Raw genomic sequence first — 26,125 nt, forward strand, 5'->3', positions numbered from 1 at the left:
TCCTCGTAAACCTTCAGACCTGGGGCGAAATAGTACAGAAGTGAAGAGGGTGGTCAGCCTATTCGCGGCATTTGCCCCAGAGGGGGAACGTACTACGCGGCATAGCCGGGCCGGCCCATGTGGGCCGTGCCGGGCCCCTCCCTGGCTTTCAGGTGCCGCGCGATCGGGGTGCGAGAAGCGCGCTTGGAATACGGTAGGGGGGTAGAGTACGTTGAAGGGGATCGGAGGGGGAGAGACATGGTGGGTTACAGCGACAACAAGCAGGACCAGCTGCGTCGGCTGCGCCGGATCGAAGGTCAGGTGCGCGGGCTGCAGCGGATGGTCGAGGACGACAAATACTGCATCGACATCCTCACTCAGGTGTCGGCGGCCACGAGCGCTCTGCAGTCCGTCGCCATCTCTCTACTCGAAGATCACCTGGCGCACTGCGTCGCCGAAGCCACCGCCAAGGGCGGACCCGAGGCTCAGGCCAAGGTCAAAGAGGCTTCCGACGCCATCGCGCGGCTCGTCCGTTCATGACGAACACCCAGGGAAGGGTTGATCCATATGGCTACCGCGACCTACACCGTCAAGGGCATGACCTGCGGCCACTGCGTGAGCTCGGTGAAAGAGGAAGTCAGCGAGGTGGCGGGGGTCACTTCTGTGGAGGTGGACCTGGCCGGCGGCCTGCTGACCGTCGGCAGCGACAGCCCGATCGACGCGGCGAAGATCGTCGCCGCGGTCGAGGAGGCCGGATATGAGGTGGCGAATCAGTGATGAACGCCGCAGCCAAGCTTGGCGCCTGCGTCGTGGGGCTGACCGTCGTCTTCGGCGGCGCCCTGGGTGCGGGACGCGTGGGCGGCCCGGTGGCGTTCTCCAGCGTCTTCGTGATCGGCAACAGCCTCCGGCTACGCCGCTTCAAGTAGGAAATGTCGCTCATGTGGCCGACGGCGATCATCTCCGTCGGCCACGTTTTTCTCTCATGGCGTCTGCGGGGTCTGTTCCGGCCGGCCGGATTCGTGGCCGGCGATCCTCCCCGGGATACGGGCTTACTCTCAACCGTGACGTGCTGGAGTCTGGTCGGCGGCGGGTCCGGACGTGGAGGCCGAGCGGCGGGTTCGGAGCAGGGCGGCTATGAGGATGGCGCAGCTGGCGTGGACACGCAGCGGTGTGCTCAGCGTCGCCGTCGCCGACTCGTACTGGGTCCTGCCGCCCACTCGGGCCCTGTGGTTGCCGGCGGGAGTCGTCCACCGGACCGGCGCGACCCGCGACGCGGTGCTGTGCAGTCTCTACCTCGACCCAGAGCGGTGCGCTCTGGAATGGGCGGAGCCCACCGCGGTCGGCGTCGACGGGCTGCTGGCCCATCTGATCGGCTACCTCGCCCGTGAGGACCTCGCCGACGACGCGCGGCTGCGGGCCGAGGCGGTGATGCTGGACCTGTTGCACCCTTTGCCGGCGCTGCCGATCGATGTTCCGCTTCCCGTGGACGAACGCGTCCGCGCCGTGACCGACGCCCTGCTCGCCGACCCCTCGGACACCCGGAGCCTGGAAGCCCACGCACGCTCCATCGGGGTGAGCCGACGCACCCTGACCCGGCTGTTCGTCCGCGACACGGGGCTGAGCTTCGATCGCTGGCGCACCCACATGCGGCTGCGGGCCGCCCTGCCGCTCCTCGCCGAAGGCCGTCCGGTGTCGCAAGCCGCGCACGCCGTGGGGTACGCGACCCCGAGCGCTTTCCTCGCGGCGTTCCGCCGGACCGTCGGCACCTCACCCGGGCGCTACCTCAATGGAGACGCCGTTCTCGACGTTTGATCCAAACAGCGGAGATCCCACGCGTCGCGTACGCCACCGGCTCGAACTGCATGCCGCCGCTCACCTGCACACCACTCGTCGTGGTGCTCGGCTGGGCCCCGCGTGGACGCGTGGCGAGACGTACCCCTCACCCATCCGCCCACCATCGCACCGCGGTGGCCAGGATCTGTGGTGGCACCTCATGGCCGCCGTCGAACTCGTGGTAGGTGACCTGGTACCCCTGCTCTCGCAATCGGGGAACGAGACGCCGGCTGCACGAGTCGATCGGCAGTACGCGATCCCCGGTGCCGTGCGTGATGTAGAACCTCGGAATACCGTGATGGACCATCGGCGCCATGAATCCCGGCGAGAACGCTAGGACCGTCCGGAACAGATCCCCGTTGGTCACCCCTAGGGAAAGCACGTAGGAGGCCCCATCGGAGAATCCCGCCACCGCCACCTGCTCGGCGTCCACGACCGCACGTGCGAAGGCCTCCTTCAGGGCGGCGTCAAGCCGCGTCACGTCGGGACCGTACCCGCCGACGATCATGTCCCAGGTGGAGGCGATGGACTGCGGCGCCAGCAGCACGAGCCCGGCGGCGTCGGGATGCCGGGACAACCATCCCAGGGCCTGTTGCGCGGAGCCTCCCGCTCCGTGGAGCACCACGGCAAGGCGCGACGGCGTCCCCGGTGAGGTCGTCGGCACCCGCAGCAACGCCTGCCCATCCAGGGAATAGGTGCCCGGTTCGGCGGTCACCGGGGTTGCCGCCGGCCGAGCGGTGAGCCTGCCGTGCCGTACCCCCTCCTCCGGCCGAGGATGGGGGAGGGCCTCCTCTGGCGTTGACACCCCATCACCTTCCACCATCGGATCTTCCCGCGCGCCCTGTTCACCTGCCCGTTTCCCCGCCACTGAAAAGGGCGCGGCGACTACCGTTCGGCTCCGTCTGGCGGGGAGAGCGACCGCAACGGCAGCGCGGCACCGTGGGTTCTCCGCCGCGGACTCGGCCGCGCGAAATCACCGGCCAGCGCTACGACGGGGTTTCGGCGCCGGACAGGCTACCCGGTGCGTGTCCTGGTCCCACGGGCAGCAGATCGATGTCCGGGACCCACTGATGGGGATCGGATGGCGGGGGCAGGGCGACGGAAGGCAGGCGGCGGAGCAGGGTCTGCAGCAGCGGGCGCGGGTTACGCCGGTGCCAGACGACGGACCAGGCCGGCAGCACCGTCGGCTCGACGATCGGGATCCGGCGCAGGTCGGCAGGGCGCAGCACGCTCTTCGCGGCGAACTGATGAGGTGGTCAAGTCATGCTTCGGTGTATGTCGCTTTGGTCTGTGCCGGGGAGGTCGTTGGCGGGGACGGCGTCGGGCGGTAGGCCACGGTGATGAGGATGGCGCCCATCAGGGTGGCAGCGGCCGCGGCGCCAAAGGCTACGGTCCCGCTGTCGTGCGGGCCGGTCAGATGGCCGGCGATGGCGGTGCCAAGTCCGTAGCCGGTCCACATGAAGGTGTTGAGCCAGCCGAAGACCTCGGTGCGGTAGGGGGCGCCAGCATGATCGGCGAGTAGGGCGGGTAGCGCGGCGTCGCGCGGGCCGGTCACCAGCCCGGTGGCAGTGATCAGCACGGCGAGGGCGGCGAATCCGGGGGCGAAGCCGCCGCCGAGCAGAATGGCGGCTTCGGTCGCCGACAGCAGGATGAGCAGGCGGCGGCCGCCGCCCAGCCAGGCGCGTGCGCCGTAGCCGAGCGTTCCGGCGAGAGCGCCGACCGACAGCAGCCCTATCAGCACGCCGGAGGAAGCTGCCGAGCCGAAGGCGGTGGCCGAGGCCACCGTGGCGATGCGCAGGCAGCCGAAGGAGAAGGCGCCGACTGCGGCGAGGACTAGCAGGACGAGGGTGGGCCGGTGGGTGAGCGGTCCTGCCAGCCGGCTCAGGCGGGATCCGCCCTTTCGGCCGGGCGCTTGCACGGGTGGTGCGTGCCGTACCGCTCCGGCGCCGAGTAGCAGCGCGGTGCCCAGCAGGAGAGCCGCTCCCGCCGCGATCACCACCCCGTGGGCCGGCATGGCCAGTGTCAGGGCCGGCACGAGCAGGGGGCCGGCGATGAACATGAGCTCGTTGACGGCGTTGTCCACCGCGTAGGCGGCGGGCAGGGAGGCGGCCGGGACCAGTCGTGGCCAGGCACCCCGGATCACGACCCCGGCGGGCGGGGTAGTGGCGCCGAGCAGCACCGCCGCACCGATCATCACAGGCGCCTGCGTTCGCAGGGCGAGCAGGAGCAAGGCATAGGCGATCGCGTGGGCGGCCAGGTAGCTCGTCAACGTGGTCCGGGGGCCGAGCCGGTCGGCCAGCCGGCCGCCGAGCGGCGCGCACAGGGCCAGGGCCAAGGCGTGTCCGGTGAGCACCAGCCCGGCGGTGGCGTAGGAGCCGAACCGATCGACGGCCGCCAACAGCAGCGCGAGGCTGAGCACCGGCGTGCTCAGCTTGACGACCACTTCCACGGTGAGCAGGTACGGGACGCCTGGATGGGTCAGCAGGCGGCGATAAGGTGCGATCACGGCGACTCCGTTACTATCTAATGGGATTACGCCTATGACACACCGAGAGGATGTTACTGGTCAAGTGGAGATAGCCTGTAACGTGACGCGGCAGGCGCCGCTGATCGCCGAGCTGGTCAACCTGGCGACCTCGCACCGGCGCGGCGGCGCGCAGGTTCGACCACTGGAGGACAAGGAACTGATGAAGGCGTTCGCGGCAGAGCTGAGCGAGGACGGCGGGGCCGCCCTGCGCGCCGACCCCGACGCCGGGGGACGCTTGGCCGAGCTGGCCGCCGAGCTGCGGGAGGCGCTGCTGGCCGACCGGCCGGCGGACCAGGCCGCGCGCATCAACGCCATGATCCGCAAGTACGGCGCGCAGCCATACCTGGTCGAGGACGTAGGACAGCCGTTCCACCTGCACTTCCACGGCTCGGGTGGCACCCCGGTGCAGGCGTTGGGCGGCGAGTTCGCCACCGTGCTGGCGCTGATCGTGGACGGTTACGGGCCCGGCCGGTTCGGGCAGTGCGATGCTCACCAGTGCGACGCTGTCTACATCGACCTGACCCGCAACAACTCGCGGCGCTACTGCAGCGCCGCGTGCACAGCCCGTGCCAAGACCGCCGCCTACCGCACCCGCCGTCAGAGCTGAGCGGAACCGTTCACCTCGGCGGTCCGAGGCAGTACCTCACCAGAAGACCAGGTGGCCGGGGTCATAGCCAACGGCTATGGCGACCGGTATTGGACTGCGCTGCCACGCACCCGCAAGCCTGACAGGGCATCGAGACAACGATTCTCACCCTGGGAGCCTCCGTGACAGACCCAACCCGAGCCGCCGTACTGCGCACTGCCGGTGCCGCCGCCGCGGGTCTTGCCTTCGCCTCGCTCGGCGCATCAGCCTCCGCGGCATCCACCACCGGCGAAGATCCCAACGTCAAGCTGATCCGCCGCTACTACGCCGCCTACGCCAAGGGCGATCTTGACGCGTTGCGCGAACAGTTCTTCGCTGCGGACATCCAATGGACCATTCCAGGACACCATCCCCTCGCGGGGACCAAGAAGGGTGTCGATGAGGTGCTCGCCTTCTTCGCGGAGCTTGGCCGGGCGGGTTTCCGTGCGGATCCGATAGCGCTCGCCGCTGACGGCGACTGGGTGATCGACCTGCATCGTGGCTGGAGCACCTCGCCCGAAGGGCTGGACATCACCTGGGCGCTGGCCTTCCGCATCCGCCAGAACCGCATCGTGGAGGCGATCAACTTCGCGGGCGACCAGCACGCGGCCGACGCGTTCTTCTGGCGCGTCTACAAGCTCGCGAAACTCCCGGACCGTCTGGCCCCGCGCGGCAAAGGTTAGGACCCGCTGACAGCGGCCGCCCACGCGCCAGCCGTGTCCCCAGCGCCCGAGGATTCGTCCTGCCCCCGTCAGGCGGTCTGGCCTGTGGGCATGATCGTGACCTACTGCAGGTTGGCGCGCGGCGGCAGCGCGGTGAGGAAGCCGACCGTCTGGGCGTCCCGGGTCTCACCCTGCGCACGGGATCTTCTCCATGGGCAGCCGCCCCGCGGGAGGTTCGTTCCTCGCGGGGCGGCGGCATCGAACCTACGGTGCCTTGGTGCTGGTTGGCGCGAGGGGTATCGGGGTGAGCTTGGTGGTGGAGACGAGCTCGGCGATGCGGTCTCCCAGCGCGATACCGTCCGTGGCGTCCCACGGGTAGTGGACGCCGAGCCAGACGCGGCTTTGCGCGTTCTCCTCGGCCGCCTGGTCGAAGGTGGTGAAGGTCTTGCTCTTGACGGGAGAGGTCGGGTCTTCGGTGTCTACCGTGAAGGTGGCGTTGCCGCCGAAGTAGCGCTCCATGACTCCGGCCCAGGCACCGGCGAAGGTGGCGTGGCCGGACACCCATGCGGGGAAGCAGGGGGAGAAGTGGTTGCCGTTGCGGTCCACGGAGAAGGGCTTCCAGTCAGGATCCATCTCCTTGATGGCGCTTTCCGGCCGCCACAGGTCGATCACCGTCTCGTACTTGGCATCCCAGGCGGCGATGGCGGCGTCGGCGAGGGCGAGTGACACCAGGGCGTACAGGCGGGCGTTGTCGTACTTGCTGCTGACGCCGAGCTGCCGGGCGACCTGACCGGTGTGGACGAGGAGCTGGCCGACCGGCCTGTAGGTGTCGTCCACATCGTTGGCCCAGAACTTGGCGGCCGCGGTCTGTTCGGTGGTGCGCCGGATCGTGGTTGAGGCCGTGTTCTCGGCGCCCCCCAGGCGCCGGACCGTGTCGAGCTGATCCTTGTAGGCCTGCGTCTCCAGTAGTTTGTCGTAATCGCTGGCCCGCTGCGGCGTGTCAGGCCTGAACTGCGAACCCGATGTCAGCGCGAACGGCTTGACGAGTCCCCAGGACGGCGTCACAGCCTGTTGGGCGCTGGTGCAGCCGGGACCGCCTGTGGGCCGCCAGGCGCCGGAATCCGTTGCCGGCGTGTAGATCGCGGTGCTGGTGGAGCCGTCCGCGCTGCGGAACTGCCGCATCCGCTGCACGACCGACCTGACGACCTGGACGTCGAGGTAGTCGAAGGCGGTGGGGCTGGTGCCGAATCTGTAGGTGAAGCGCTCGTTGAGCAGGTTGGTCATGCTGGGGCTGTAGTTGGTCGCGGTGCCGAACAGGTCGAGAAGAACGTTATAGGCGGTACGCCCGATGACCCGCTCTTCCTCATAATCGGTTTGTGCCACCGAGAAGTAGCTGCCCGCCTGCAGGTAAGGCTGGAATTGGCGGACTCCCCATTTGTCCTGGTACATGGTCTCGGCGTCGAAGAGCGCGGCGTTCATCATCGCGGCCGCTCTGGCCAGCCTCCCCGGAGCCGCGTCGGGCCCGTTGAGTTGACGGAACACGTCCACGAGGACGCCGTTCCAGTACCGTGTCGGGTCACCGTCAAAGTGCGGTACGGCCGCCGCGGCCGGCTGCGGCGTGACCGCCGCGGAACCGGTGACGGCGACCGCGAGCGCGCTGCCCAGCGCTGCCAGTCGATGCCGCCAGTTCCTGCGGGGCCCCGAGTAACGAAGGTTTCTTGATCCGGGTTTCCTTCACGCGTACTCCTCGCTCTATTCGGGTTTCTTGCGAACCTGCCCCTGCGCCAAGTCGTCGGAGATGCACGGGCAGGGGCCAATAGCCTCGGACCGAGGGATTTCTTGTGGTGAGACTCACTCCTCTACCAGTGGCTCCACGCCTATTGCAGTCCTCGGATAACTCCTTAAGAAAGGGGCGCAGAATGCCTCCGGCGGCGTACAGCAAGCGGACAGTGCAGCGCGGCGATCATTGATTCGCCAGTAATCGGGGATCGTCATTTCGGCCTGCGCGGCCGGCGTAAATGGGTGCGACTTTTCGTGTAACGCTCTTCTTGCCCGGCCGTCATTGTCGCAAGATATATCAATGGAAATGCGTTGCGCCTCACTCTGGGGGTTGATGCTTTACTGCAACCCCGGATGGAGCGACATCTCCAACTAGCGCGGTATGTACAGCCGCCGCGGTAGACGCTGGACGCCTAAGGCGTCGCCTCGGTCGATCCCGACCGCCCGCGAGAACAGCATCTGGTTAACCGCCAGGCGTTCGCGAATACGCAAAGGCCTATGGCCGTGTCGCGGCCCTCGGCTCGGGCCGGACACAGCCAGAGCAACAGAGATCGCGCGGCGTCGCCGGCACTGGGCCGGTGCTGGAGCAGGAGGCGCTCGCCGCCGGGGTTCTCTGACCCGGAAGCGTCATGGGGTCTGGGCTCGTGCGCGTCCGCGCCGGGTCGTTGACATACGTCTGCCAGAACGCGGACGCGTGCGGTTGCGTACCTGTACACCGAGCCCATCAAGCCCTGGCTCAGACGGCTCGCTTGATGGTGTGGATGACGCAGACGGTGGAGGGCGCGACTTCGATGCCGAGTGTGGCGGGTTCACCGTGCACCCGCCGGTACCCCCGGAGCCGTCGCCGCCGACCTTGCGGTCGCGGCGGCGACGGCCGCGTGACTGGGATCCGGCTCGTGCGGGTTACGGGGTGGTGGCGCAGTACGACTGCGTGGTCCCGACCACGCGCATGCACACCCGGTCACCGCTCCTCAGCACGGTGGACGGCCGGAACTCGCCTTCCAGCGCGGTCCCGGACGTGCGGGTGGTCAGCCGGCCGGTCGAGGCGGCGCCGTTGACGGTGAAGGTGAAGCGCGGCGACCGCGGCGCGGGGTCGAACCTGAACCACAAGCGGTAGCTACCCGGAGTGCCGATGATTCCGTGGCAGACGGGGGACTCCGGGGTGCAGGCGGCGGCCACTGCGGGGGCGCTCGCGAGGGACAACCCGGCGATGGCGGCGCCAGCCAGTAAGGCGGCCGTGACCAGGCGGCCGTGACCGGTTCTCCGAGCGTGGGGTGCGTGTGTGAGCATGGGCTTTCTCCAGGGTTCAGAGCAAGTCGATCTTGATCAAGATTGCAGGCGGGCGGGTCGCCCAGTCAACGCCTGCGGCGACTCGACACCTGCGCTTCATCCGATGTTCGCCCAGGGTCGGCGGCGTCGCTGGTGCGCCACGTCCGGGCGGGCGCGTCGAGGCCGGCCCTCTGCCTGAGGGAGAGGTGGGGACGGCCTGACCGGGCGGGCAGCCGGTCCCGTCGCCACGTTCGTCTCGTTGGAAGTCCACGACGCGCATGAGCTCGGGCCCGCGCTCGGCCCGCGGTCGTGCAAGCGCCCCGCGCTCGGTCCCCGGTCGGCCCGCGCTCGTGCAAGAGGCCCGCGCTCGTGCAAGCGGCCCGCAAGCTTGCCGAAACGGCTTCCCGAGATAGTCAGGTTCGTGAGCACGCTCGTTCTCGACCCCAGCCTTCCCGAGGGGCACCGCCGGCTGATGGCCACCCGCCCGGAGCTCCTGCCCCCTGCCCCGGAGCGGCCCGCCTGGGGCGGGCGGACGCCCGGCGACGTCCTGGCCGCCCTGCCCCTGTCGGCGCTGTGGGGTTTCCTCCCGCTCGTCGTCGGCCTGGTCCACCGTGGCCGACGGGTGCTCCTCGCCGGACTGCTGCTGCAGGCGGCATTGCTCGCTGTCTGGATCCGGTACGGCTCCACGGCGTTCTTCCTCGCCGCCCTGACCGTGCAGGCCGCGGCCTTCCTGGTGCACCTGGCCCTGGCGGGCGAGTCCCCCGTGGCGGCGTACGGCCGCCGCCACCGCGGCAGGTACGTCACCGCCACGATGCTGGAGCCGCTGGACGCCGCACTGCTGGAGCGGACGGCGGATGCCACGGCGACGGTGCTGCGGTCCCGGCTCGATCGGGACGGCCTGCTCGACGGCATCGCCAACCGGGTGATCCTGCCCCGCCAGGAGTGGGAGATCGCCGAGACGCTGACCGAGCTGACCCGGCTGCGGCGCGAGCAGGCCGGCGCACGGTCGGGCCGCGTCACCGAGCGCATCTCCGCCATGCTCGAATCCCAGGAGGAGGCGCTCAAGGTGGCGACCCGGGCGCTGGCGCTGCGCATCTCCGCCCTGGAGGAGTACGCGCTCCGCACCGAGGAGGCCGAAGAGGTGTACGCCGAGTGGCGGACCCTGCAGGATCTGGCCGATGACGGCGACGCCTACCGCGAGTTGCTCTCCAGGACCGTGCGCGACGACCTGGCGGCCGGCGAGGTCGGTGAGCTGACCGAGCGCGCCAGGGGCCTCCAGGCGTCCCTGCGTGAGAGCGTCGAACAGGCCCGGCTCGCCGGCCTCACCCTGATCCCCCAGGAGGGCTGACCCGTGCCCCGCACCTCCGACCGCATGCGGCAGATCATGGCGCCGTTCCCGTCGTGGATCCCGTTCCTCGGCGCCGCCGTCGTCCTCGCCGAACTCGTCATCGGCATCCCCATGGCCGTCGGCGGCGGCGGATCCGCCCCGGCGCCCCGTTCGATGGAGAGCCCGTCCCCGAGCGTGACGGCCACTCCTGTCAGTCCGCCGTCCGCCGAGCCGTCGCCCACCCCCGCCCGCGCGACGCCCACTCCGTCCCCGACCGGGCCCGAGGTCAGGAGGATTCCGGAGGGGACCGTCGTCAAGCTCCGCCGCTACCGGGGCCAGGGCTCCGCCGTGATCGGCAGGGTGACCGACCCCAAAACCGGCCTGTCGTTCGCCGAGCTGGGCTCCCCGTGGCGGCGTACCCGCCCGATCAGCGATGGTCCCATCAAGGACGGCCGCTACAACCTCCGCCAGACGCTGCTGACCGAGACCTACGGCCCGGACGACGATCGCGAGTGGTGGGCCGACATCGACTCCCAGCACCTGTGGTCCGACCTCGACGCCGGAGACAGCCTCTACGACGCCGCGCGGGCGATGCTCGACTACAAACAGGGCAGCGCGTTCCCCACCGGGACGACGGGTCGTGACATCGCCTCGCAGCCGGTGCGGCGTGGCTGGCTGATCGCCCGCATGATCCAGATGCCGCCGAGCCCGGACGGCCGCAAGGCCAGGCAGGAGCTGTCGGTCGCCATCGCGGTCGACACGGGACGCCCCCGGCCCGCCGTCCTGTGGATCACCATCCCCGACACGCACCGGCGCCTGTGGCCGGACGTCGACACGCTGGTGAGATCCCTCAGGGTCGTTCCCCGGCGCTGAGCCGCATGTCCTGCGTGTCCGCCGCCGTGGTGGCGCAGCGGGTACGGAAGCCACTCTGCGACTGCAGCGGTCTCGTCAGACATGCGGCTGACCGCCCTGCTCGGCAGGGCCTGCCTGCGGATCGGCCACCCATCGGGCATGACTATGAAGATCGGCGTGTGCATAGTCGCAGATGCCGGGGGAAGCCCGGAGGAGATGAGGAGTGAAAAGAGTGACGTTCTCCGCTCACGTACGGGCCCGCGAGCAGACGAGGCTGGAGATCGCGGCGGCCACCCTGCCGCACAGGCGATCGACCATCTGCAGGAACAGGCGGAACGGCTCGTGCGAGACGCACACGTCGCGGCTGCCGAGGCTCATGAGCAGGCCGCGCGCGTGCATGGTTACATGATTGAAACCGGCATGGGCGACGTTGAGCATCACCGGACGAAGACCGAGTGGCATCGTCAGGCCGCGGTCGGTGAGCGCATCCTGGCGAGCATGAGACTAGATCACTAGCTGTGATTCGAGGCCGCGGGCGGGGCTTCGCCCGCGGTTCGGCGTGATCAATCCGCCTGGTGATGGGGCAGGTCGCGCTGGGTCAGTATGCCGATCAGAAGGCCGACGGGTATGCCGGCCTCGGTCGGGTAGCGGAAATGCTGGTCGAGGTTGAGGCTGTAGCGGTTCCGGCGCCCGATCCGCTCGCGGGTCAGGTAACCGGCCTGATACAGATCGGACACGATGCTCTGTACGGCGCGTTCGGTGATGCCCACCTTGCCGGCGATGTCGCGCAGCCGCACTTCCGGATCTCGGGCGATCTCCACCAGCACCCGGGCGTGATGAGTCAGGAACGTCCAACTGGACGGACGATCACCGGATACGTTCCTGGCTCCCTTCTCCGCCCGGCTTCCCCGGTCTCCAGGGGCGACAAAACTCATATACCTGAAAATACAATGACGAACTGACTTTCTGGCAATTGGCTTCGCCCTTGACCTTGACCCGTCGGCCTATCGCGGGAGGATCATGTTGGTCACCAGTACGCAGCCCCCGCGGACACGCTGAGCCGCACGCTTCAGGCCACCACGTCGCCCCTGACCCTGGACTGCCGGCCGTTGAGCGCCGGCGTGCTGATCACCGTGACCGGCGAGATCGACACCACCAACGCCGGCCAGCCGGAGTCCTACATGGACCGGACACGACGGCCGGGTTCGCCTCTGGTGCTCGATCTGGCTGGGTTGGCCTTCCTGGACGGCAGCGGGCTACGCGCGTTGTTGCGCCTGCACACCACCGGGCCTGCGCAGGGTGACCGGGTGTACCTGGCCGCGGTGCGGAAGATGCCCGCCCGCGTTGCGGATCACCGGTGTGTGGGAGGCCTTGCGCATCCATCGGAGCGTGGATCAGGCCACCGCGGCGATGTTGAGGGATCACGCCGCCCACGGCGGGGAGCTGTCGTGAAGCGGCGTGCCATGACCCGACGTCGTCCATGCCCGCTGATCGTGGTGAGCGCAGGCCACACCGTGATGCAGGACGCCCAAGACCGTGCACGCCTCCACCTACACCACCGGGCTGGGGCTCGGCCTGGTCATGGCATCGGTCCTACCTGTCTATAACGCCGCCCTGTGCCGGGGCCGACGCCGCTTGCCGCCCGCTCCTGACCTTGGACCGGCGAAAGGGGTCGTGCGAACGACACGGCGGTCGGCGTGGAATCGGTCGCCACGGCTGCTCAGGACGTTGGACTGCGCAGTTACTGAGGCCGTACGGGGGCCGCCGATGGTCGCGGGCGGACGCCCCGCTGCCGGGGGCACTGGGGAGCCGCTTTCACCACTGGTGAGATCGGGTTTTCGGGAGCCGGGTGGCGTCGGAGGGGGGAGCAGCCTTTCTTCCAGCAACTGCATGAGCATCAAGCCGATCAAAGCGGCCACGGGGATGGCCAACGCCGCCATAAGGATGGGTCTTCACCTCCTGTGGTCGCGCCGCGCTGGGCGCTTCACCTGTCTGCTGTCGGCTCTTGATGTCGATGCGCCCGGGACACGGCCGTGGGACTGCCCGCAACGCTCCGCCGGACGAATCCACCGCACCGGGCGGGCCATGATCCTTCACCTCCACGTGACGAGTACAGCCAGTGCGCCGCATCAGCGTGGCCGACCTGTCTTGGTGAGCTGACCTGCGCCCCCTACCGCACACGACGTGGGCTAAACGGGACCTCCATGGACGCAGCCCGGTCAACGGCGGCGCGGGTGATCCCGATCGGACGTGCGCCCAGGGGGAGTCGTGGGGTTAGTGGTCAAGGCGGCACGCGGCCTGCTGCTGCCCTACGTGCGCGCCCCGCGGCCCGAACGCGCCCTGCTGCTGCCCGCCACCGTCAGCTCCTTGTCCGTTTTCTACCGTAACGAACGCCGGAAACTGTTCCGATCATCACCTTTTGCTGGAATGGTGGTGTTTTACAGCGAAGCGAGCGACTGCAGGGATGAGGATGACATGACTGATGGCACTCGTCATCAGCGTATGAAGGAACTGCCTCCGCCTTGGCCCGTCGATCGCTACGAAGTCCTGTGCAAGCGTTCTGCCCCTTACGCAGGTACGCGGGATCAGTATCACTTCGCCGAGTTCGCCGTGGAATCGGCGCGGGCACTGGAGGAAGCAGGCCTCGCCACACGAGTTGCCGTGATCAGGTTGGCGGATGACACCATCATCTACGATCCTGTCGCCGGCGTGGAGCTGCCCCCGGCTCAATGGTGAGGACGTCGGCATGTCATCTCGAGCCGCCGCTCCTGGAGAGCAGGGCGGATGCATCCGTGAGCAGAGATCCTTCCGGCATCGCCGGCCCGTCGGGCCCAGGACGGTGAGGGGGAGGGGCGTCAGGGGCGTGTGACTGCCCAGCCGAACCGGGCGGGTCTGCGGTCAGCTGGGTGACAGTCCCAGCAGGCTGCGGGTCTCTGCGTGGATTCGTGTGGATGGCACGGCGAGCTCTGTCGGCGAATCGAAGTGGTTGCGTCCAGGCTGCTCGAACGCGGTCACCTGGCAGCCGCGACCCCGCAGATACGCCGCGAACGTGGATGACTGCCGCTTGAACTCGTCCGTCTCGTGTTCCCCCCAGGCGATGACCACAGGGCAGCGTACGCCGGGCAGGAACATCGGGCTGCAGTCTCGGACCTCACTGGAGTCGATGCCGACGACCTCGTTCACGTAGGTGCGTCGCACCGGAGTCAGGTCGTAGATCCCACCCAGCAGCACCGCCCCCGCGATGGGCGCGGCCGGCAGCTCCCACTGCCGCCAAGGGGTGGCGAGCAACATGGCCGCCAGATGAGCGCCTGCGGAGGATCCGGAAACCACGATCCGCTCGCGGTCGATACGGTGATCGGGCGCGTGGTGCCACAACCAGGCGAACGCGCCGCGCACCTGGTCGACGATTTCGGCGAGCCTGGCGCGCGGGGCCAGGGTGTAGTCCGGCGTGGCGTAGACGGCGCCTGCCCCGACGATGGCCGGAGCCGGGAATGCGCTGTCCTCTTTGGATAGTTCCTGCCAGTATCCGCCATGGATGAAGAGCAGGGCGGGGCGGCCTTCCGCGTCCGTTCCCGACGGGCCATAGACATCCAGCCGGTCATCCGGTCCCGGCCCGAAACGCAGGTCTCGGTGGGTCATGCCGGCCAGCTCGTCCCGGGCGAGGCGGCTGCGCTCGGCATAGTCGTCCAGGAACGGCTGGATGTCGCCCACCAGGCTGCTCGGGGAATACTGAGCATCCAATTGCTCCTGGTCGAAGTCCCGGTACACATGCCCCGTCATGGCAGCAGCCGTTCGATGGTCTCCTCGCGCGACCTCTTCAGGAAACTGATGTAGTCGCTGCCGCCGGTCCCTCTGGCGGCCTCCTCGCCGTGCTCGAACCGTTTGATGTAGCGCCCGGTGATGCCGATGTGCCGGGCCCTGAGCTGAGCCAGGCCGTCTACCACCGCGTTGTACGCCTCGGACGACTGCGGTCGGGCGCTGCGGTGCCGCGCGACGAAGTCGCGGACCGAAGGGCCGCCCTCCAGATCCTCGAGAAAGCGGCGGTGCGGCCCCGGCATGTACGCGCGCATGCCGGTCAGGAAGCCGGCGGTCAGCTCGTCGCGATGCCGGATGCCGAGTCCGGCGTCGAAGGCCTGGATGAGGGAGCTTTGTGCGGCGCTGCCGCCGGCCAGCACCAGAGGTTCGCGATCCACGCCTTCGAACCGCAGTCCGGGCGCGGACCAGCCCGTGAGGAACGGCCTGATCCGGTGGTAGAAGACGTAGGGGTCGCACCAGCGCTCGACGTTGAGGAGCGCGTCGACCACGCGACCGAGAACATTACGGATGCCGAGCAGCGCCTCGACGAGCCGGGTGTGGTCTGCGGCCGCCGCGGCGTGCTGGGCCCGCGCGAGGAGGGGCAGCCCTCCGGCTCCGGCCAGTTCGACCCCCACGGTCGCGAGGTAGAACCACTTCTCGTCCACGCCGCCGAGGAACGTCAGCTGCGTGTCGATGTTGGACATGCTCAGCGGCTCCGTTCCATCGATGCGCCGCCAGTTGTTCAGGACGATGGAGGCATGGGCGACGATCGGCACTCGGTCCAGCAGTTGGGCGAGCTCATGAAGAGGGCGCGCCACCGTGGCCGGGAGCGTGCGCGCGGGTGTGCCGGCGCCCCACACATACGCGTTCGCGAGGCAGGACAACAGGAGCATGGCCCGTTCCTGCTCTCCGCAGGACTCCAGCCTGTCCAGCGTGAGCACGGGCATCGACTCGATCGCAGGACGGAGGCGCCCTGTCATGATCAGGGCCGTGATGTTCCGTCCGACCTGCTCCCAGGGGCGGTAGTACGCCGGCAGCGCGTCCACCGGATCTTCGGCGGGCAGGAATCCGCGGCGCGCATCGATGGCGTACTCGCCCAGCGCGGCGACCCGCGGTCTGGGGGCGGTTGTGTGCGCCGTCTCAGGGTTCACCGGGCTTCCTCCTCGTCTGGTTCCAAGCGGTACTCGAAGACGCCGATGACGCGGTGGGACCGCAACTGAGTCTTCCCCCAAGGCCGGCTGATCCTTATCCTCTTGGTTCAGGTGACTCTGTGAACGTTCACGGACGAACAGGAGGGCTTTGCCGAGCTCCAGCCCGACAAACATCCAGGTAGGTTGCATGCCGCTGTCTGTGAACGTTCACAGTTAAGGGTTGTCGTGTCGAGATCCTCACCCCCCACGATTTCTTGATCAAGGAGATCGGAATGGCCGTCAAACGACTGGAGCAGCCATGACCGCGCGTCGCCTGCGGAGGACCCTGGTCACTCTGCTCCTGACATTGACAACGCTGCCCGCGGCCGTCCTCGCCGCGCCGCCCGCCTCGGCCGCGACGCTGACGATGCTCGGTGCCGACGTCTCGTCACTCCAGCGCAGCCTGGACCTCGGAGCCAAGTACTACAACGCCGGTGGAACCGCCGCCGACCCGCTGGACCTGCTCAAGAGCGCCGGCGTCAACTACGCCCGCCTGCGCATCTGGAACAACCCCGCCAGCGGATACAACAACAAAGCGAAGGTCCTCGCCTACGCCAAGACGGTCAAGGCCAAGGGCCTCCGCCTGATGGTCGACTTCCACTACTCGGATACGTGGGCCGATCCGGGTAAGCAGTACAAGCCGGCGGCGTGGGCGAGTCATGGCATCAGCCAGCTCCAGACGGACGTCTACAACTACACCTACGACGTCTGCACCAGCCTGAAGGCCCAGGGCACGACACCGGACAGCGTGCAGATCGGCAACGAGATCAACGTCGGGATGCTCTGGAACGATGGCAGGGTCGTCAACAATGACTTCACGAATCTGAGCCTGCTGCTCAAAGCCGGTTACAACGCGATCAAGGCCTGCAACAGCGGCACTCAGGTGATCATCCATACCGCGAACGCCGACAGCCTCGCGAACGCACGCTGGTTCTACGACGGGATCAAGGCCAAGGGTGTGTCGTGGGACATCACAGCCCTGTCCTACTACTGCATGTGGCACGGCCCGTTGTCCAGCCTCTACAACGTCATCGCCGACGTGAAGGCGCGCTACGGCAAGCCGGTCGTCGTCGTGGAGACCGCCTACCCGTTCACCGCCGGCAATGCCGACGGCGAGCCGAATGTGGTGACCGGCTCACAGCCGTGCTCCGGGTATCCGGCCAGTTGGGAGGGGCAGGCGACCGAGTTCGCGCACGTCCAGAACACCGCTCGCAACGCGGGAGCGATCGGTGTCTTCTACTGGGAGCCGACCTGGTACGCCATCTCCGGCAACGGATGGGACCCGGCCAACGTCAACGGCACCGGAAACCAGTGGGACAACATGGCCGTGTTCAACTGGACCGGCGCCATCAATCCGAACATCAGGTGGACACCGTAGGGCTGTGAAGAAGCCCTGAAAACCGGCTGACACGCCCGCCATCTGCTCGCGCGGCTGGGCGGGCGCGGTGATCAGCAGGCCCGCGTGATTCGTCGAGGCAGGTTGTGCAGGCCTTCACCGCGCCCGCCCGGCCAGGTGCACGGTACGGATCGACTCGGTACGAGGACACGCGCCGTGAGGTGCGGTTCAATCGCCGCGGCTGTGCATAGCGTGTTGTCATGATCTTCGTCATCGTCACCTTCCTGGGGCTGGTGGCCGCCGCGCTGGTGCACACCCTTGTCGACGGTGCGCCGGCGCGGCGCACCCGGCACCGTGTGGTCGAGCTCTGGCTGCTGTGGTTCGTGGCGGGGGGCGGCGCGCTGGCGATGTTCGGTGGACTGATGCACATCGGCCCATACGCGCCGCAGATCGCCGACAGCATCGGGTTCGCGCGCAGCCCGTTCCAGTGGGAGGTGGGGTGGGCCGACATCGCGGTCGGCGTCATCGGCCTCCTGAGCATCTGGAACAGGGGGTCGTTCATGACCGCTGCGGTCATCGCCGTCGCCGTCCTCTATTGGGGCGACGCCATCGGTCACATCATGCAGTGGGTCGCGCATGACAACACGGCGCCTGACAACATCTGGACGATCCCCACCGACATCCTCCAGCCGCTGATCGCGGTCGTCCTTCTCATCCTCTACCGGCGGGGCGGCGAGTCCAGGGCTTGAGATCGGGGCGGCGCCTGTTCGTGGCCCGAAGCGGCCCTTGCTGCCATCGGCGACCCGCGCGGTCTGCCAGTAGATCCTGGCGGCCGGGACGGGCCTCGGAGGATCTGGTTTACGGGACTGGCTCACTAGGCCTGACATTTCCCGCTATGGTGCCGAAGATCCATACGCTTGTCACAGGAGTCCCATGTCGCACGTCGAACCTCTCCGGGAAGGCGATCCCACTGCCGTGGGGCCCTACCGGCTGTTCGGGCGTCTGGGCGCGGGCGGCCAGGGGGTCGTCTACCTGAGCCAGGGCCCCGACGGCAGGCCGGTCGCGGTCAAAGTGCTGCGCGAGGGACTCGCCGACGAGCGCTTCGCCAAGGAGATCGACGCGGCGCGCCGGGTGGAGCCGTTCTGCATCGCTCAGGTGCTCGACGCTTCGCTGAGCGGCCGGCCGTACATCGTGACCGAGTACGTCGAGGGGCCTTCGCTCCAGCAGGCGGGCCGCCACGTCGGCGCCGACCTGCAGCGGCTCGCGGTGGCGACCGCGACCGCATTGGCGGCCATTCATCAGGCGGGCATCGTCCATCGCGACTTCAAGCCCGCCAACGTGCTGCTCGGACAGGGCGGGCCCCGGGTGATCGACTTCGGGATCGCCCGGTCTGTCGAATCGGCGCTGACGGCTACCAGCAGCATCGTGGGGACGCCCGCGTACATGGCGCCGGAGCAGCTCGCCGGCGAGCGGATCGGGCCGGCCGTGGACGTGTTCGCGTGGGCGTCGGTGATGGTGTTCGCGGCCACCGGGGTGCCCCCGTTCGGCGAGGACTCGCTGCCCGCGGTGATCAACCGGATCCTGCACAACGAGCCGCAGCTCGGCGACCTGCCGCAACCGTTGCGCGCGATCGTGCTGGCGTGCCTGGACAAGGATCCGGCGCGCCGGCCCGCCATGCGGGACGTGTTGCTGCGGCTCCTGGGTGGGCAGGACCCCGGCCGTCCGGACGGTGCCGGCGGCCGCGGTCTGTCCACGGTTCCCCCGCGGCAGCGGCGCGGGAGCAGGACGGCGGTCATCGCGGGCGTCTCCGGTGTGGGGGCGCTGGCAGTGGCGGGCGCCGTCATCTGGGGGGCCACGAGCGTGTGGGGTTTCGTGAGACCGGAACCGAGCACGCAGCCGCTGACGCTCACCTTCGCCGGGACGCCGAGCCCGTCCAAGACGCTGCAGGGCCGGAAAAAGACCAAGACTCCGTCCACGAAGAAACCGTCGGCCACGCCCGAGCCGACCAAGAAGCAGACCCCGAAACCGACCGTGAAGCAGACCGCGAAACCGACGCAGTCCGCTCCCAAGCCGGCGACCTCATCGGCGAAAACCGCGTCGGGCAGCGGTTCCGTCCGCATCGTATGGGTGCGGATCATCGGTCCCCGGCACGAAAGCAGGCCGGAGTGCGAGGTGGTGAATCACGGCAACATCTCCGCCCTGGTCGAGTCGACCAAGCGGGGCACCGATTTCCGCTACCAATGGGTCCTGGACGGGAAGGTGGTGCAGGGTTATGAGGCCGACACCGGCGACTCCTACACTCACCAGGTCATCGGCCCGCTCGTGCAGACGGAGGGCCCTCATAAGGTGACTCTCCGCCTCACTTCGCCCACAGCGGGGTCGAAGTCGCTCTCGTTCACCGTCTGCGGGTCGGAATGATGGATCCGCTCCTGCCTGAAGATCCTCCAGCCGTGGGGCCCTACCGGCTGCTCGGGCGGCTGGGCGCGGGCGGCCAAGGGGTGGTCTACCTGGCCCAGGGGCCCGACGGGCGGCCGGTCGCGGTGAAGATCTTGGCGGATGGCCTGGCCGGTGATCACCGCTTCGCCAAGGAGATCGACGCGGCGCGCCGGGTGGAGCCGTTCTGCATCGCTCAGGTGCTCGACGCTTCGCTGGGCGGCCGGCCGTACATCGTGACCGAGTACGTCGAGGGGCCTTCGCTTCAGCAGGCAGGTCGCCACGTCGGCGCGGACCTGCAGCGGCTCGCGGTGGCGACCGCGACCGCGCTGGCGGCGATCCACCGGGCCGGGGTGGTGCATCGCGACTTCAAACCCGCCAACGTGCTGCTCGGGAGGGACGGGCCGCGGGTCATCGACTTCGGCATCGCCCGCGCGTCCGGCCATTCGCTGACCGTGACGAGCAGCATCGTCGGCACGCCCGCCTACATGGCGCCCGAGCAGCTCGCGGGCGCCCCGCTCGGTCCCGCGGTGGACGTCTTCGCGTGGGCGTCGGTGATGGTGTTCGCCGCGACGGGAAGTCCGCCGTTCGGCAACGACTCGCTGCCCGCGGTGATCCGCCGCATCCTCCACGGCGAGCCTTACCTGGGCGACCTGCCGGGCCCGCTGCGCCCGATCGTACTGTCCTGCCTGGCCAAGGACCCCGCCGCCCGGCCCGCCATGCAGGACGTCCTGCTCCGGCTCATCGGCGTCCCGCCCGCCGCCACGACAGGCGCCCTGGCGGGCCGAACGGCGGGTCATACCGTGAGTCGCCCGCGCTGGAAGGCGATGCTGGCGGGCACGGGGGCACTGGCGATCTCCGCCGTCCTGGTGGCCGGGGCGATCACTTGGATACCCACCGCGGCGACGACGGCCGCGCCTGCCTCCCCGGTCCCGCAACAGAGCGCCACCAGGACACCCAGTCCGCCGGTGAAGAAACGGGACACCGACAAGACGCCCAGTGCGCCGGCCACGAAGACGCGCGCCACCAGGACCGGCGGCTCCAGCCCCACCGTCTCCCGCACGCGGCCGACGCCCGAACCCACGACCTCCCGGCCGAAACCCACGACCACGACCACGACCGCGGCTGCGGGGACCGTACGCCTGGTGTCGTTGACGCTGGAAGGGCAGCAGACCGAAAAGGGCTGCTGGTCGCCCAGTCTCTTCCCCGTCGCCTTGCTCAAGGGCCCGTCGGGCAAGCAGATGGAGTACGGCTACCGCTGGGTCGTGGACGGCGAGGACGAGGGACGGAAGACGGACTGGGTGACCGGTACGAGCAAGAACCGGCGCAACCCCTTCGGCGCCTTCGAACCGGGCCGGCACACGATCGTCTTCCATCTGCTGACACCCTCGAAGGCCACCAGGAGCGTGTCGTTCACGGTGTGCGAGCGATACTCCTAGGCGCGTCGCTTGCCCCGCCACCGCAACCGGTTCGGGCCTTCACCGATCAGCTGAGCGGGAGGACCGGCTCGAAGGAGCTCGCGGCGCGGAAGGCGGCGGTCGCCTGCCGGGGGAGGAGCCATAGCTGCTCCTTACGGTGGAGGACGACGCGTCCCGGGTAGTTGAACGACTCCAGCGTCACCGATCCGGCGGTCGAGCCGGGACGGGCGTAGAAGGTGGCGTCCTTGTTGAACAAGGAACCGCCGTCCCTGCGGTCGAAACGCAGCTGGAAGTGCTTGTGGCGCAGGTAACGGCCATCGGGGCCGACGAATGAGTAACCCTTGGGGTCGGCGAGGCCCGGCACGATGCGCAAGCGGGCACTCTGCCGGGCCGCGGCCGGGTCGTCCTCGCGGATGGCGGCCATCCGGGCGAGGCCGCGCGACGCCTGGATGAACGCCTGGGGAGTGCCGGCCGATCGGAAAGACCGCGTGCCGCCCGTGGGCAGTCCGGCAGCCGCCGGCGGTGCGGACGTGGACGAGGGAGACGCCGTGGCCGGCGGGCTCGGCGCGGAGGTCTGGGACGGCGCAGGGAGAGCCGACGGGGTGGCGGCGGGCGTCGCGCCCGCGTTCCGCCGCACCACCTTGATCTTGGGATTGCCCGCCGGTACGAAGCTCGCCCAGGCGGACGTGTCGCCGGTGTAGTAGATGGTCAGCTTCGCCGGATCGGCTCCCGTGAACGCGGCGGCGTCCTGGGCCGGTGGCCGCTGGCCGAGGTACAGCGCTCGCAGGAGGGGAGTACGCGCGAAGACGCGCGGACCGAGCCTGCCCAGGCTCGGCGCGTAGACCGATTCGAGGCGCGCGTTGCCGGAGATCGAGTCGTGCCAGGCGGTGGTCAGCGCGGGCGCGTACAGCTCCTTGAGCGAGGCGAGGTGGACGATGGCGTTCTTGTCCAGCGTCAGCAGGCTCGGCAGCCGCAGCACCTTGATGCCTGTCCCCGCGGCGGCGTTGCCGTTGAGGTCGAAGCAGTTGATGCCGATGTAGCGGACCTTGGGCAGGTTGACCGCTTCGAGGGCGTGACTGTCGTTCAGTCCGTTCCTGCCGATCGACTCCAGCTCGGGAGCGTTGAAGTAGCGCAGGCGGGAAGCGTCGTCGAACGCGAAGTCGTCGATCGTGCGCACCCGCGGGAGGTTGACCTTCGTCAGGTACTGGTTGCGGCGGAACGCGTTCGCGCCGATCTCCGTGACGCTGGGCAGGTAGAGCACGCTGAGCTTGGCGTACGGCCCGTGTCCGAACGCCATCGCCCCGACGGTGCGAGCCGCCTTGAAACTGACGGAGGCGAAGTTGTGGTTGCTGAAGGAGCCGGGTTCGATGTCCTGCAGATCGTCCAGCACCAGGTGCCTGACCCACGATCCCCACCAGCCGTTGTGCCACAGGTACGGTGAGCGCCCGCCGCGTGCGATCTGCCCGGCGCAGGCCAGGCCGGAGCCGGGCGTGCATTCGGTCCCGCCCTGAAGGGATCGCAGGTTGTAGATGTGCAGCCGGTTCAGACCGGTCAGCCCGAGCCCGCCCGCGCTCTCGGCGTTTCCGGCCGTCTGCACCGCCGCCAGGTCGGCGTCGTTGAGCGCGGTCCCGCCGGTGAGGTAGAGCGCGATGCCGGTGCTGCGAGTGAGCTGCGCCCGCGCCTCGACGAGCCGCGCCTTCAGCGGGCGCCGCGAGGCCTGGGACACGTCGTAGGACAGCGTGAACGTGCCGGGCGGCAAGACGTGGTCGCCGGGCTTGGCCGGCCGGTAGGTGTAGGTCTCCCTCTTGCTCAGCTCCCCGTCGGAGGAGAAGACGGGGTCGGCTCCCGGATCCCTGCCCGGATCGGGCAGGGAGGTGCCGCCGTGCAGCGCCGCCGGGACAGCGGTGCGCACGGCGGCGGAGGCCGCCGGCCCTGGCGCGCCGCAGACGGCGACCGCCGTCGCCAGCGCGGCGAGGGCCAGATGGCGGGCTGAGGGGTGTGCGAAACCCTTGTCGCTCATTGCTGCCTTACTGCCGTCGCCTCCCGTCTGGAGGCTCTCGTAAGAGGAGACTCTGCGGACGGGTGCGGATAACAGAAACGTGGCCGGGCAGCGAGGGCGCCGGGTGCCGGCCGACGAGCCCGCACCCGGTCTGCTTCCGGCGGCGGTTACAGGGAACCGTTCTCCCAGGGGCCGGTGATGGCGAAGGTGATGCCGGGCGACTGGATGTTGGCGAACAGCCAGCCGCCGTCCTTGGAGTCGAACACCGACCCGCACCACTCCGAGCCGGTGTAGGTGCCGGGCGCCGCCGCCTTGCCGGGCACCCCGCCGGCCGGGATGACGACCGAGTTCTCCGCGAACGGGAAGATCTCCCCGTCGGTGGTGAGCCCGTGCAGGTACTCCACGCCGGACCCGTCCTCGCACAACACGATGCCACCGCGCGGGCTGACGCAGATGTTGTCGGGGTTGTTCAGCACGGTCGCGTTCGGCGAGGCGAACAGCACCCGCATGGTGTTGCCCGCGAGGTCGTACTCGAACACCTGGCCCTGCCCGGTGGGACCGCCGCTCGTGCTGACGATGTAGATCTTGCCGTCGTGGTACCAGGCGCCCTCAAGACGGGCGAACGAGGCGCCGCCCTTGGCGATGCCCTGCTGCACGACGCTCTTCTCATCGGCGCCGGGGTCGGGGTTGTCGATGGAGACCCAGCCGATCTCGGGGTAGGCGACGCCGGTGCCGTCCTTGTAGGTGGTGTAGGCCGAGGAGCCGATCGTCATCATCTCCAGCACGCCGCCCTGCCCCAGGTCGCCCTTGACCTTCGGCCGGAAGCGGTAGAAGCCGCTCGGGGTGGCGTCCTCGGTCTCGTACACCCAGCCGGTCTCCGGGTCCACCGCCACGGCCTCGTGCGAGAAACGGCCCATCTCCTTGTACGGCTTGGCGTCGCCGATCCCGTCGTGCGGCACCTCGAAGACGTAGCCGTGCCGGTAGGAGCCGTTGATCAGCGTGGTCTCCTCGCACGACAGCCAGCTGCCCCACGGGGTCGGCCCGCCGGCGCAGTTGCGAATGGTGCCCCCGAGGCTGGCCCAGCTCTCCAGGAACTTGCCCTGGCGCGTGTCGAAGATCAGCGACGTGGTCCCGCCGCCGGCGGCCGGGTTGTAGGCCGGCGTGACGAAAGCGCCGTTGAGGCTGCCGACCTCGTGGTTGCGTACCAGCACGGTCCAGTGCCCCTTGCCCGCGCCGCCGCTCCCGCCGGCCTCGGTCCTGTCCTTGAGCGCGTCGCTGGGCGTGAATGCGGCCATGCCGTCGTGCGAGCCGGGGGTGCGGCGCCCGTCGCTCATCGGGTCGCCGGTCCAGCCGGACGTCAGGTACTCGAACCCGCGGGGCAGCTTGAGCAGCTCCAGACCCGTGGTGTGGTCCTTCACCGGGTACAGCGGCCCGTAGTCGGGGCTGAAAGCCCGCTTCACCATCGTCGAAGCGTCCGCGGTACGCGCGGACAGCGCGGCCAGCGGCCCGCTCGCCGCCACGCCGAGGGTGGCGGCGGCCAGGCTGGTGCGAAGGAATCCCCGCCGGTTGATGTCGGTCATGTGTCAAGCTCCCTGCTCATCGCGAGGGGCGCCGCTGGTTCGGGCGCCCCACGTGGGCCACCCTCAGCCCTGCCGATGTCGGTACGGCGAAGCGAACATGTCCCTCGCCTTACCGGCCACCTAACGCAGGCGTTCAGCCACGCAGCGCGCCCCCTCGCCGCGTCGTCAGCTGAGGCACGCCAGCCAGCGGCCGTCCGCCGTCCAGCGCTCCACCACCGGAAACCCGGCGGCGAGGGCAAGGCGCTGGATGTCGCTCACCGACACGGTCGCCCAGCCGAACCAGTCGCCGACGAGCGAGCCGCGGCGCAGCCGTACCCGGTCCACTCGGCTGCTCGTCCCGGGCGGCGCGAGCTCGGCCAGGACGGTGCCGCCCGGCCGGACCAGCTGTCTGACCCGGCGCAGCAGCGCTTCTGGATGGCCGCCGATGCCGATGTTGCCGTCGGCCAGCAGCGCCGTCGTCCACTGGCCGCTGCCCGGCACCTCGTCGAAGACGTCCCGGAGCAGGGCGAAACCGCCCGCCCTGCGGGTCAGGGCGACGGCTCGAGGCGTGATGTCGATGCCGAGCGCCTGAATGCCGCGGCGGGTCAGCGCGACCGTGAGCCGGCCGGGTCCGGAGCCGATGTCGAGCGTCGGGCTGGCGCACCGATCGAGCAGGGCCTCGTCGCCGTCGATCAGGTCGAACCAGCGCGCGGTCTCCAGCACCACGCGCGTGCCGTCCACGTACTCCAGTTCGGCGATCGCGCCGCTGAGCGCGTCGGCGTAGAGCCGCCCCATCATCGGCCCAGCTCCCGCAGCGTGGCGGCGAAGCGGGAGCCGGGCGCTTGGGCGGCCACGGCGGCGGCGTCCGCCGCGGTGTCGACGTCGGTCAGTTCGGGCAGCACATGAACGGCCAGCCCGGCCCGGTCCAGCCGGTCGAGCTGGAGCTTGCCGGTCTCCGGATGCGACATCGGCACTCCCAGCAGCAGCGTGGGATCCGGCTCGCGCAGGCCGAGCAGCCAGAAGCCGCCGTCCGCCGCCGGGCCGTAGACCGCGTCGTGGCGCTCCAGCGCGGCCACCGCCTCGCTGAGCAGGGCGGGAGTCACCTGCGGGGTGTCCATGCCGATCAGCACGATGGGGTCCGGCCGGAGCCGGTAGGCGTCCGAGAAGGCCGCCGCAAGGCGCTCGTCCAGGCCCGAGCCGCGCTGCGGGATCACCACGAAGCCGGCGGGCAGCCAGCCGCCCGGCAGCCCGTCCAGGGCGAGCAGCCGCTGGGTGGCGGGCGTGGCGGACATGGCGCGCAGGCTGTCGTGGAGGGCCGCCTCGGCGAGGGCGGCGGCCTGCTCCGGGCTGAAGGGCGGGCTCAGCCGGGTCTTGACCCGCCCGGCCACCGGCTCCTTGGCGATGATCATGATTTGCGCGGTACTGCTGGGCGACATGCTTGATCCTTACGAGATGGTGCCAGGCGAGTGCGAAGAAGGTGGTCGTGAGCAGGACAGCGGGCAGCCGTACCGGCTCGGAGCGCAGGCGGCTGGTGACCCTGGC

Annotated in this window: 27 protein-coding genes; 14 read left to right on the plus strand and 13 right to left on the minus strand. The window is 69.3% G+C overall.

Annotated elements, in window-relative coordinates; all coding sequences use genetic code 11:
• Window positions 1-237 precede the first annotated feature (237 nt).
• From ACTMTI_RS34050 to ACTMTI_RS34065, 4 genes are all read left to right on the plus strand, one after another.
• Window positions 238-519, plus strand: coding sequence for a metal-sensitive transcriptional regulator (locus ACTMTI_RS34050; protein WP_441124769.1), 282 nt, complete (start codon window positions 238-240; stop codon window positions 517-519).
• Between the two features lie 27 nt (window positions 520-546).
• On the plus strand, window positions 547-756 hold the full coding sequence (locus ACTMTI_RS34055) for a heavy-metal-associated domain-containing protein (protein WP_441124770.1): 210 nt from the start codon (window positions 547-549) through the stop codon (window positions 754-756).
• Entirely contained in the window at window positions 753-905 is a 153-nt protein-coding gene (locus tag ACTMTI_RS34060; protein WP_441124771.1) for a hypothetical protein, read from the plus strand. The genes ACTMTI_RS34055 and ACTMTI_RS34060 overlap by 4 nt, the downstream gene beginning before the upstream one ends.
• A gap of 208 nt (window positions 906-1,113) precedes the next feature.
• Window positions 1,114-1,791 (plus strand): AraC family transcriptional regulator, encoded by a 678-nt coding sequence (locus ACTMTI_RS34065; RefSeq protein WP_441124772.1) that lies wholly within the window; start codon window positions 1,114-1,116, stop codon window positions 1,789-1,791.
• A 127-nt stretch (window positions 1,792-1,918) separates the two neighbouring features.
• Here ACTMTI_RS34065 and ACTMTI_RS34070 read toward each other — a convergent pair whose 3' ends face one another.
• From ACTMTI_RS34070 to ACTMTI_RS34080, 3 genes are all read right to left on the minus strand, one after another.
• Window positions 1,919-2,617, minus strand: a complete 699-nt coding sequence (locus ACTMTI_RS34070) for an alpha/beta hydrolase (RefSeq protein ID WP_441124773.1) — start codon at window positions 2,615-2,617, stop codon at window positions 1,919-1,921.
• Window positions 2,618-2,798: 181 nt separating this feature from the next.
• On the minus strand, window positions 2,799-3,041 hold the full coding sequence (locus tag ACTMTI_RS34075) for a hypothetical protein (RefSeq protein ID WP_441124774.1): 243 nt from the start codon (window positions 3,039-3,041) through the stop codon (window positions 2,799-2,801).
• 32 nt (window positions 3,042-3,073) lie between these two features.
• The gene (locus tag ACTMTI_RS34080) at window positions 3,074-4,318 is read right to left on the minus strand and encodes an MFS transporter (protein WP_441124775.1); all 1,245 of its coding nucleotides are present in this window, start codon (window positions 4,316-4,318) and stop codon (window positions 3,074-3,076) included.
• Between the two features lie 82 nt (window positions 4,319-4,400).
• Between ACTMTI_RS34080 and ACTMTI_RS34085 the strand changes: the two genes are divergently transcribed.
• The gene (locus tag ACTMTI_RS34085) at window positions 4,401-4,946 is read left to right on the plus strand and encodes a CGNR zinc finger domain-containing protein (RefSeq protein WP_441124776.1); all 546 of its coding nucleotides are present in this window, start codon (window positions 4,401-4,403) and stop codon (window positions 4,944-4,946) included.
• A 161-nt stretch (window positions 4,947-5,107) separates the two neighbouring features.
• Complete coding sequence (locus tag ACTMTI_RS34090; RefSeq protein ID WP_441124777.1) at window positions 5,108-5,647, plus strand: nuclear transport factor 2 family protein; 540 nt, start codon at window positions 5,108-5,110, stop codon at window positions 5,645-5,647.
• Window positions 5,648-5,890: 243 nt separating this feature from the next.
• On the opposite strand, the gene ACTMTI_RS34095 is transcribed toward ACTMTI_RS34090, so the two are convergent.
• Together ACTMTI_RS34095 and ACTMTI_RS34100 are read right to left on the minus strand one after the other, a co-directional pair.
• On the minus strand, window positions 5,891-7,174 hold the full coding sequence (locus ACTMTI_RS34095) for a vanadium-dependent haloperoxidase (protein ID WP_441124778.1): 1,284 nt from the start codon (window positions 7,172-7,174) through the stop codon (window positions 5,891-5,893).
• Window positions 7,175-8,308: 1,134 nt separating this feature from the next.
• On the minus strand, window positions 8,309-8,695 hold the full coding sequence (locus ACTMTI_RS34100; RefSeq protein WP_441124779.1) for a hypothetical protein: 387 nt from the start codon (window positions 8,693-8,695) through the stop codon (window positions 8,309-8,311).
• 400 nt (window positions 8,696-9,095) lie between these two features.
• Here ACTMTI_RS34100 and ACTMTI_RS34105 point away from each other — a divergent pair, with 400 nt between their 5' ends.
• Both ACTMTI_RS34105 and ACTMTI_RS34110 read left to right on the plus strand, forming a co-directional pair.
• Complete coding sequence (locus tag ACTMTI_RS34105; protein ID WP_441124780.1) at window positions 9,096-10,022, plus strand: hypothetical protein; 927 nt, start codon at window positions 9,096-9,098, stop codon at window positions 10,020-10,022.
• A gap of 3 nt (window positions 10,023-10,025) precedes the next feature.
• Window positions 10,026-10,874, plus strand: coding sequence for a hypothetical protein (locus ACTMTI_RS34110; RefSeq protein WP_441124781.1), 849 nt, complete (start codon window positions 10,026-10,028; stop codon window positions 10,872-10,874).
• Window positions 10,875-11,099: 225 nt separating this feature from the next.
• On the opposite strand, the gene ACTMTI_RS34115 is transcribed toward ACTMTI_RS34110, so the two are convergent.
• Window positions 11,100-11,252, minus strand: coding sequence for a hypothetical protein (locus ACTMTI_RS34115; RefSeq protein ID WP_441124782.1), 153 nt, complete (start codon window positions 11,250-11,252; stop codon window positions 11,100-11,102).
• A gap of 164 nt (window positions 11,253-11,416) precedes the next feature.
• Window positions 11,417-11,680, minus strand: a complete 264-nt coding sequence (locus tag ACTMTI_RS34120) for a helix-turn-helix transcriptional regulator (RefSeq protein ID WP_441124783.1) — start codon at window positions 11,678-11,680, stop codon at window positions 11,417-11,419.
• Window positions 11,681-12,034: 354 nt separating this feature from the next.
• Between ACTMTI_RS34120 and ACTMTI_RS34125 the strand changes: the two genes are divergently transcribed.
• Window positions 12,035-12,460, plus strand: a complete 426-nt coding sequence (locus ACTMTI_RS34125; protein ID WP_441124989.1) for an STAS domain-containing protein — start codon at window positions 12,035-12,037, stop codon at window positions 12,458-12,460.
• A gap of 661 nt (window positions 12,461-13,121) precedes the next feature.
• Window positions 13,122-13,589: a hypothetical protein gene (locus ACTMTI_RS34130; protein WP_441124784.1), complete on the plus strand. Its 468-nt coding sequence runs from the start codon at window positions 13,122-13,124 to the stop codon at window positions 13,587-13,589.
• A gap of 162 nt (window positions 13,590-13,751) precedes the next feature.
• Here the strand turns inward: ACTMTI_RS34130 and ACTMTI_RS34135 are convergent, their stop codons facing one another.
• Both ACTMTI_RS34135 and ACTMTI_RS34140 read right to left on the minus strand, forming a co-directional pair.
• The gene (locus ACTMTI_RS34135; RefSeq protein WP_441124785.1) at window positions 13,752-14,633 is read right to left on the minus strand and encodes an alpha/beta hydrolase; all 882 of its coding nucleotides are present in this window, start codon (window positions 14,631-14,633) and stop codon (window positions 13,752-13,754) included.
• A complete protein-coding gene (locus ACTMTI_RS34140; protein ID WP_441124786.1) occupies window positions 14,630-15,799 on the minus strand; it encodes an indoleamine 2,3-dioxygenase in 1,170 nt (389 codons plus the stop codon). Before ACTMTI_RS34140 ends, ACTMTI_RS34135 begins: the two co-directional genes overlap by 4 nt.
• A gap of 298 nt (window positions 15,800-16,097) precedes the next feature.
• Here ACTMTI_RS34140 and ACTMTI_RS34145 point away from each other — a divergent pair, with 298 nt between their 5' ends.
• From ACTMTI_RS34145 to ACTMTI_RS34160, 4 genes are all read left to right on the plus strand, one after another.
• Window positions 16,098-17,216 (plus strand): glycoside hydrolase family 53 protein, encoded by a 1,119-nt coding sequence (locus tag ACTMTI_RS34145; protein WP_441124787.1) that lies wholly within the window; start codon window positions 16,098-16,100, stop codon window positions 17,214-17,216.
• Between the two features lie 218 nt (window positions 17,217-17,434).
• Complete coding sequence (locus ACTMTI_RS34150) at window positions 17,435-17,923, plus strand: DUF6790 family protein (protein WP_441124788.1); 489 nt, start codon at window positions 17,435-17,437, stop codon at window positions 17,921-17,923.
• Between the two features lie 184 nt (window positions 17,924-18,107).
• Window positions 18,108-19,592, plus strand: coding sequence for a serine/threonine-protein kinase (locus ACTMTI_RS34155; protein ID WP_441124789.1), 1,485 nt, complete (start codon window positions 18,108-18,110; stop codon window positions 19,590-19,592).
• 32 nt (window positions 19,593-19,624) lie between these two features.
• Window positions 19,625-21,046, plus strand: a complete 1,422-nt coding sequence (locus ACTMTI_RS34160; protein ID WP_441124790.1) for a serine/threonine-protein kinase — start codon at window positions 19,625-19,627, stop codon at window positions 21,044-21,046.
• Between the two features lie 46 nt (window positions 21,047-21,092).
• Here ACTMTI_RS34160 and ACTMTI_RS34165 read toward each other — a convergent pair whose 3' ends face one another.
• From ACTMTI_RS34165 to ACTMTI_RS34180, 4 genes are all read right to left on the minus strand, one after another.
• A complete protein-coding gene (locus ACTMTI_RS34165; RefSeq protein WP_441124791.1) occupies window positions 21,093-23,045 on the minus strand; it encodes an AbfB domain-containing protein in 1,953 nt (650 codons plus the stop codon).
• Window positions 23,046-23,191: 146 nt separating this feature from the next.
• Window positions 23,192-24,604: a PhoX family protein gene (locus ACTMTI_RS34170; protein ID WP_441124792.1), complete on the minus strand. Its 1,413-nt coding sequence runs from the start codon at window positions 24,602-24,604 to the stop codon at window positions 23,192-23,194.
• 165 nt (window positions 24,605-24,769) lie between these two features.
• Complete coding sequence (locus tag ACTMTI_RS34175; RefSeq protein WP_441124793.1) at window positions 24,770-25,381, minus strand: class I SAM-dependent methyltransferase; 612 nt, start codon at window positions 25,379-25,381, stop codon at window positions 24,770-24,772.
• Window positions 25,378-26,019 carry a TIGR04282 family arsenosugar biosynthesis glycosyltransferase gene (locus ACTMTI_RS34180; protein ID WP_441124794.1) on the minus strand — a complete coding sequence of 214 codons (642 nt, stop codon included), beginning with the start codon at window positions 26,017-26,019 and terminating at the stop codon, window positions 25,378-25,380. The genes ACTMTI_RS34175 and ACTMTI_RS34180 overlap by 4 nt, the downstream gene beginning before the upstream one ends.
• Window positions 26,020-26,125 lie beyond the last annotated feature (106 nt).

The organism is Nonomuraea sp. H19 (assembly GCF_052068215.1).
In the GTDB taxonomy this organism is placed as follows: domain Bacteria; phylum Actinomycetota; class Actinomycetes; order Streptosporangiales; family Streptosporangiaceae; genus Nonomuraea.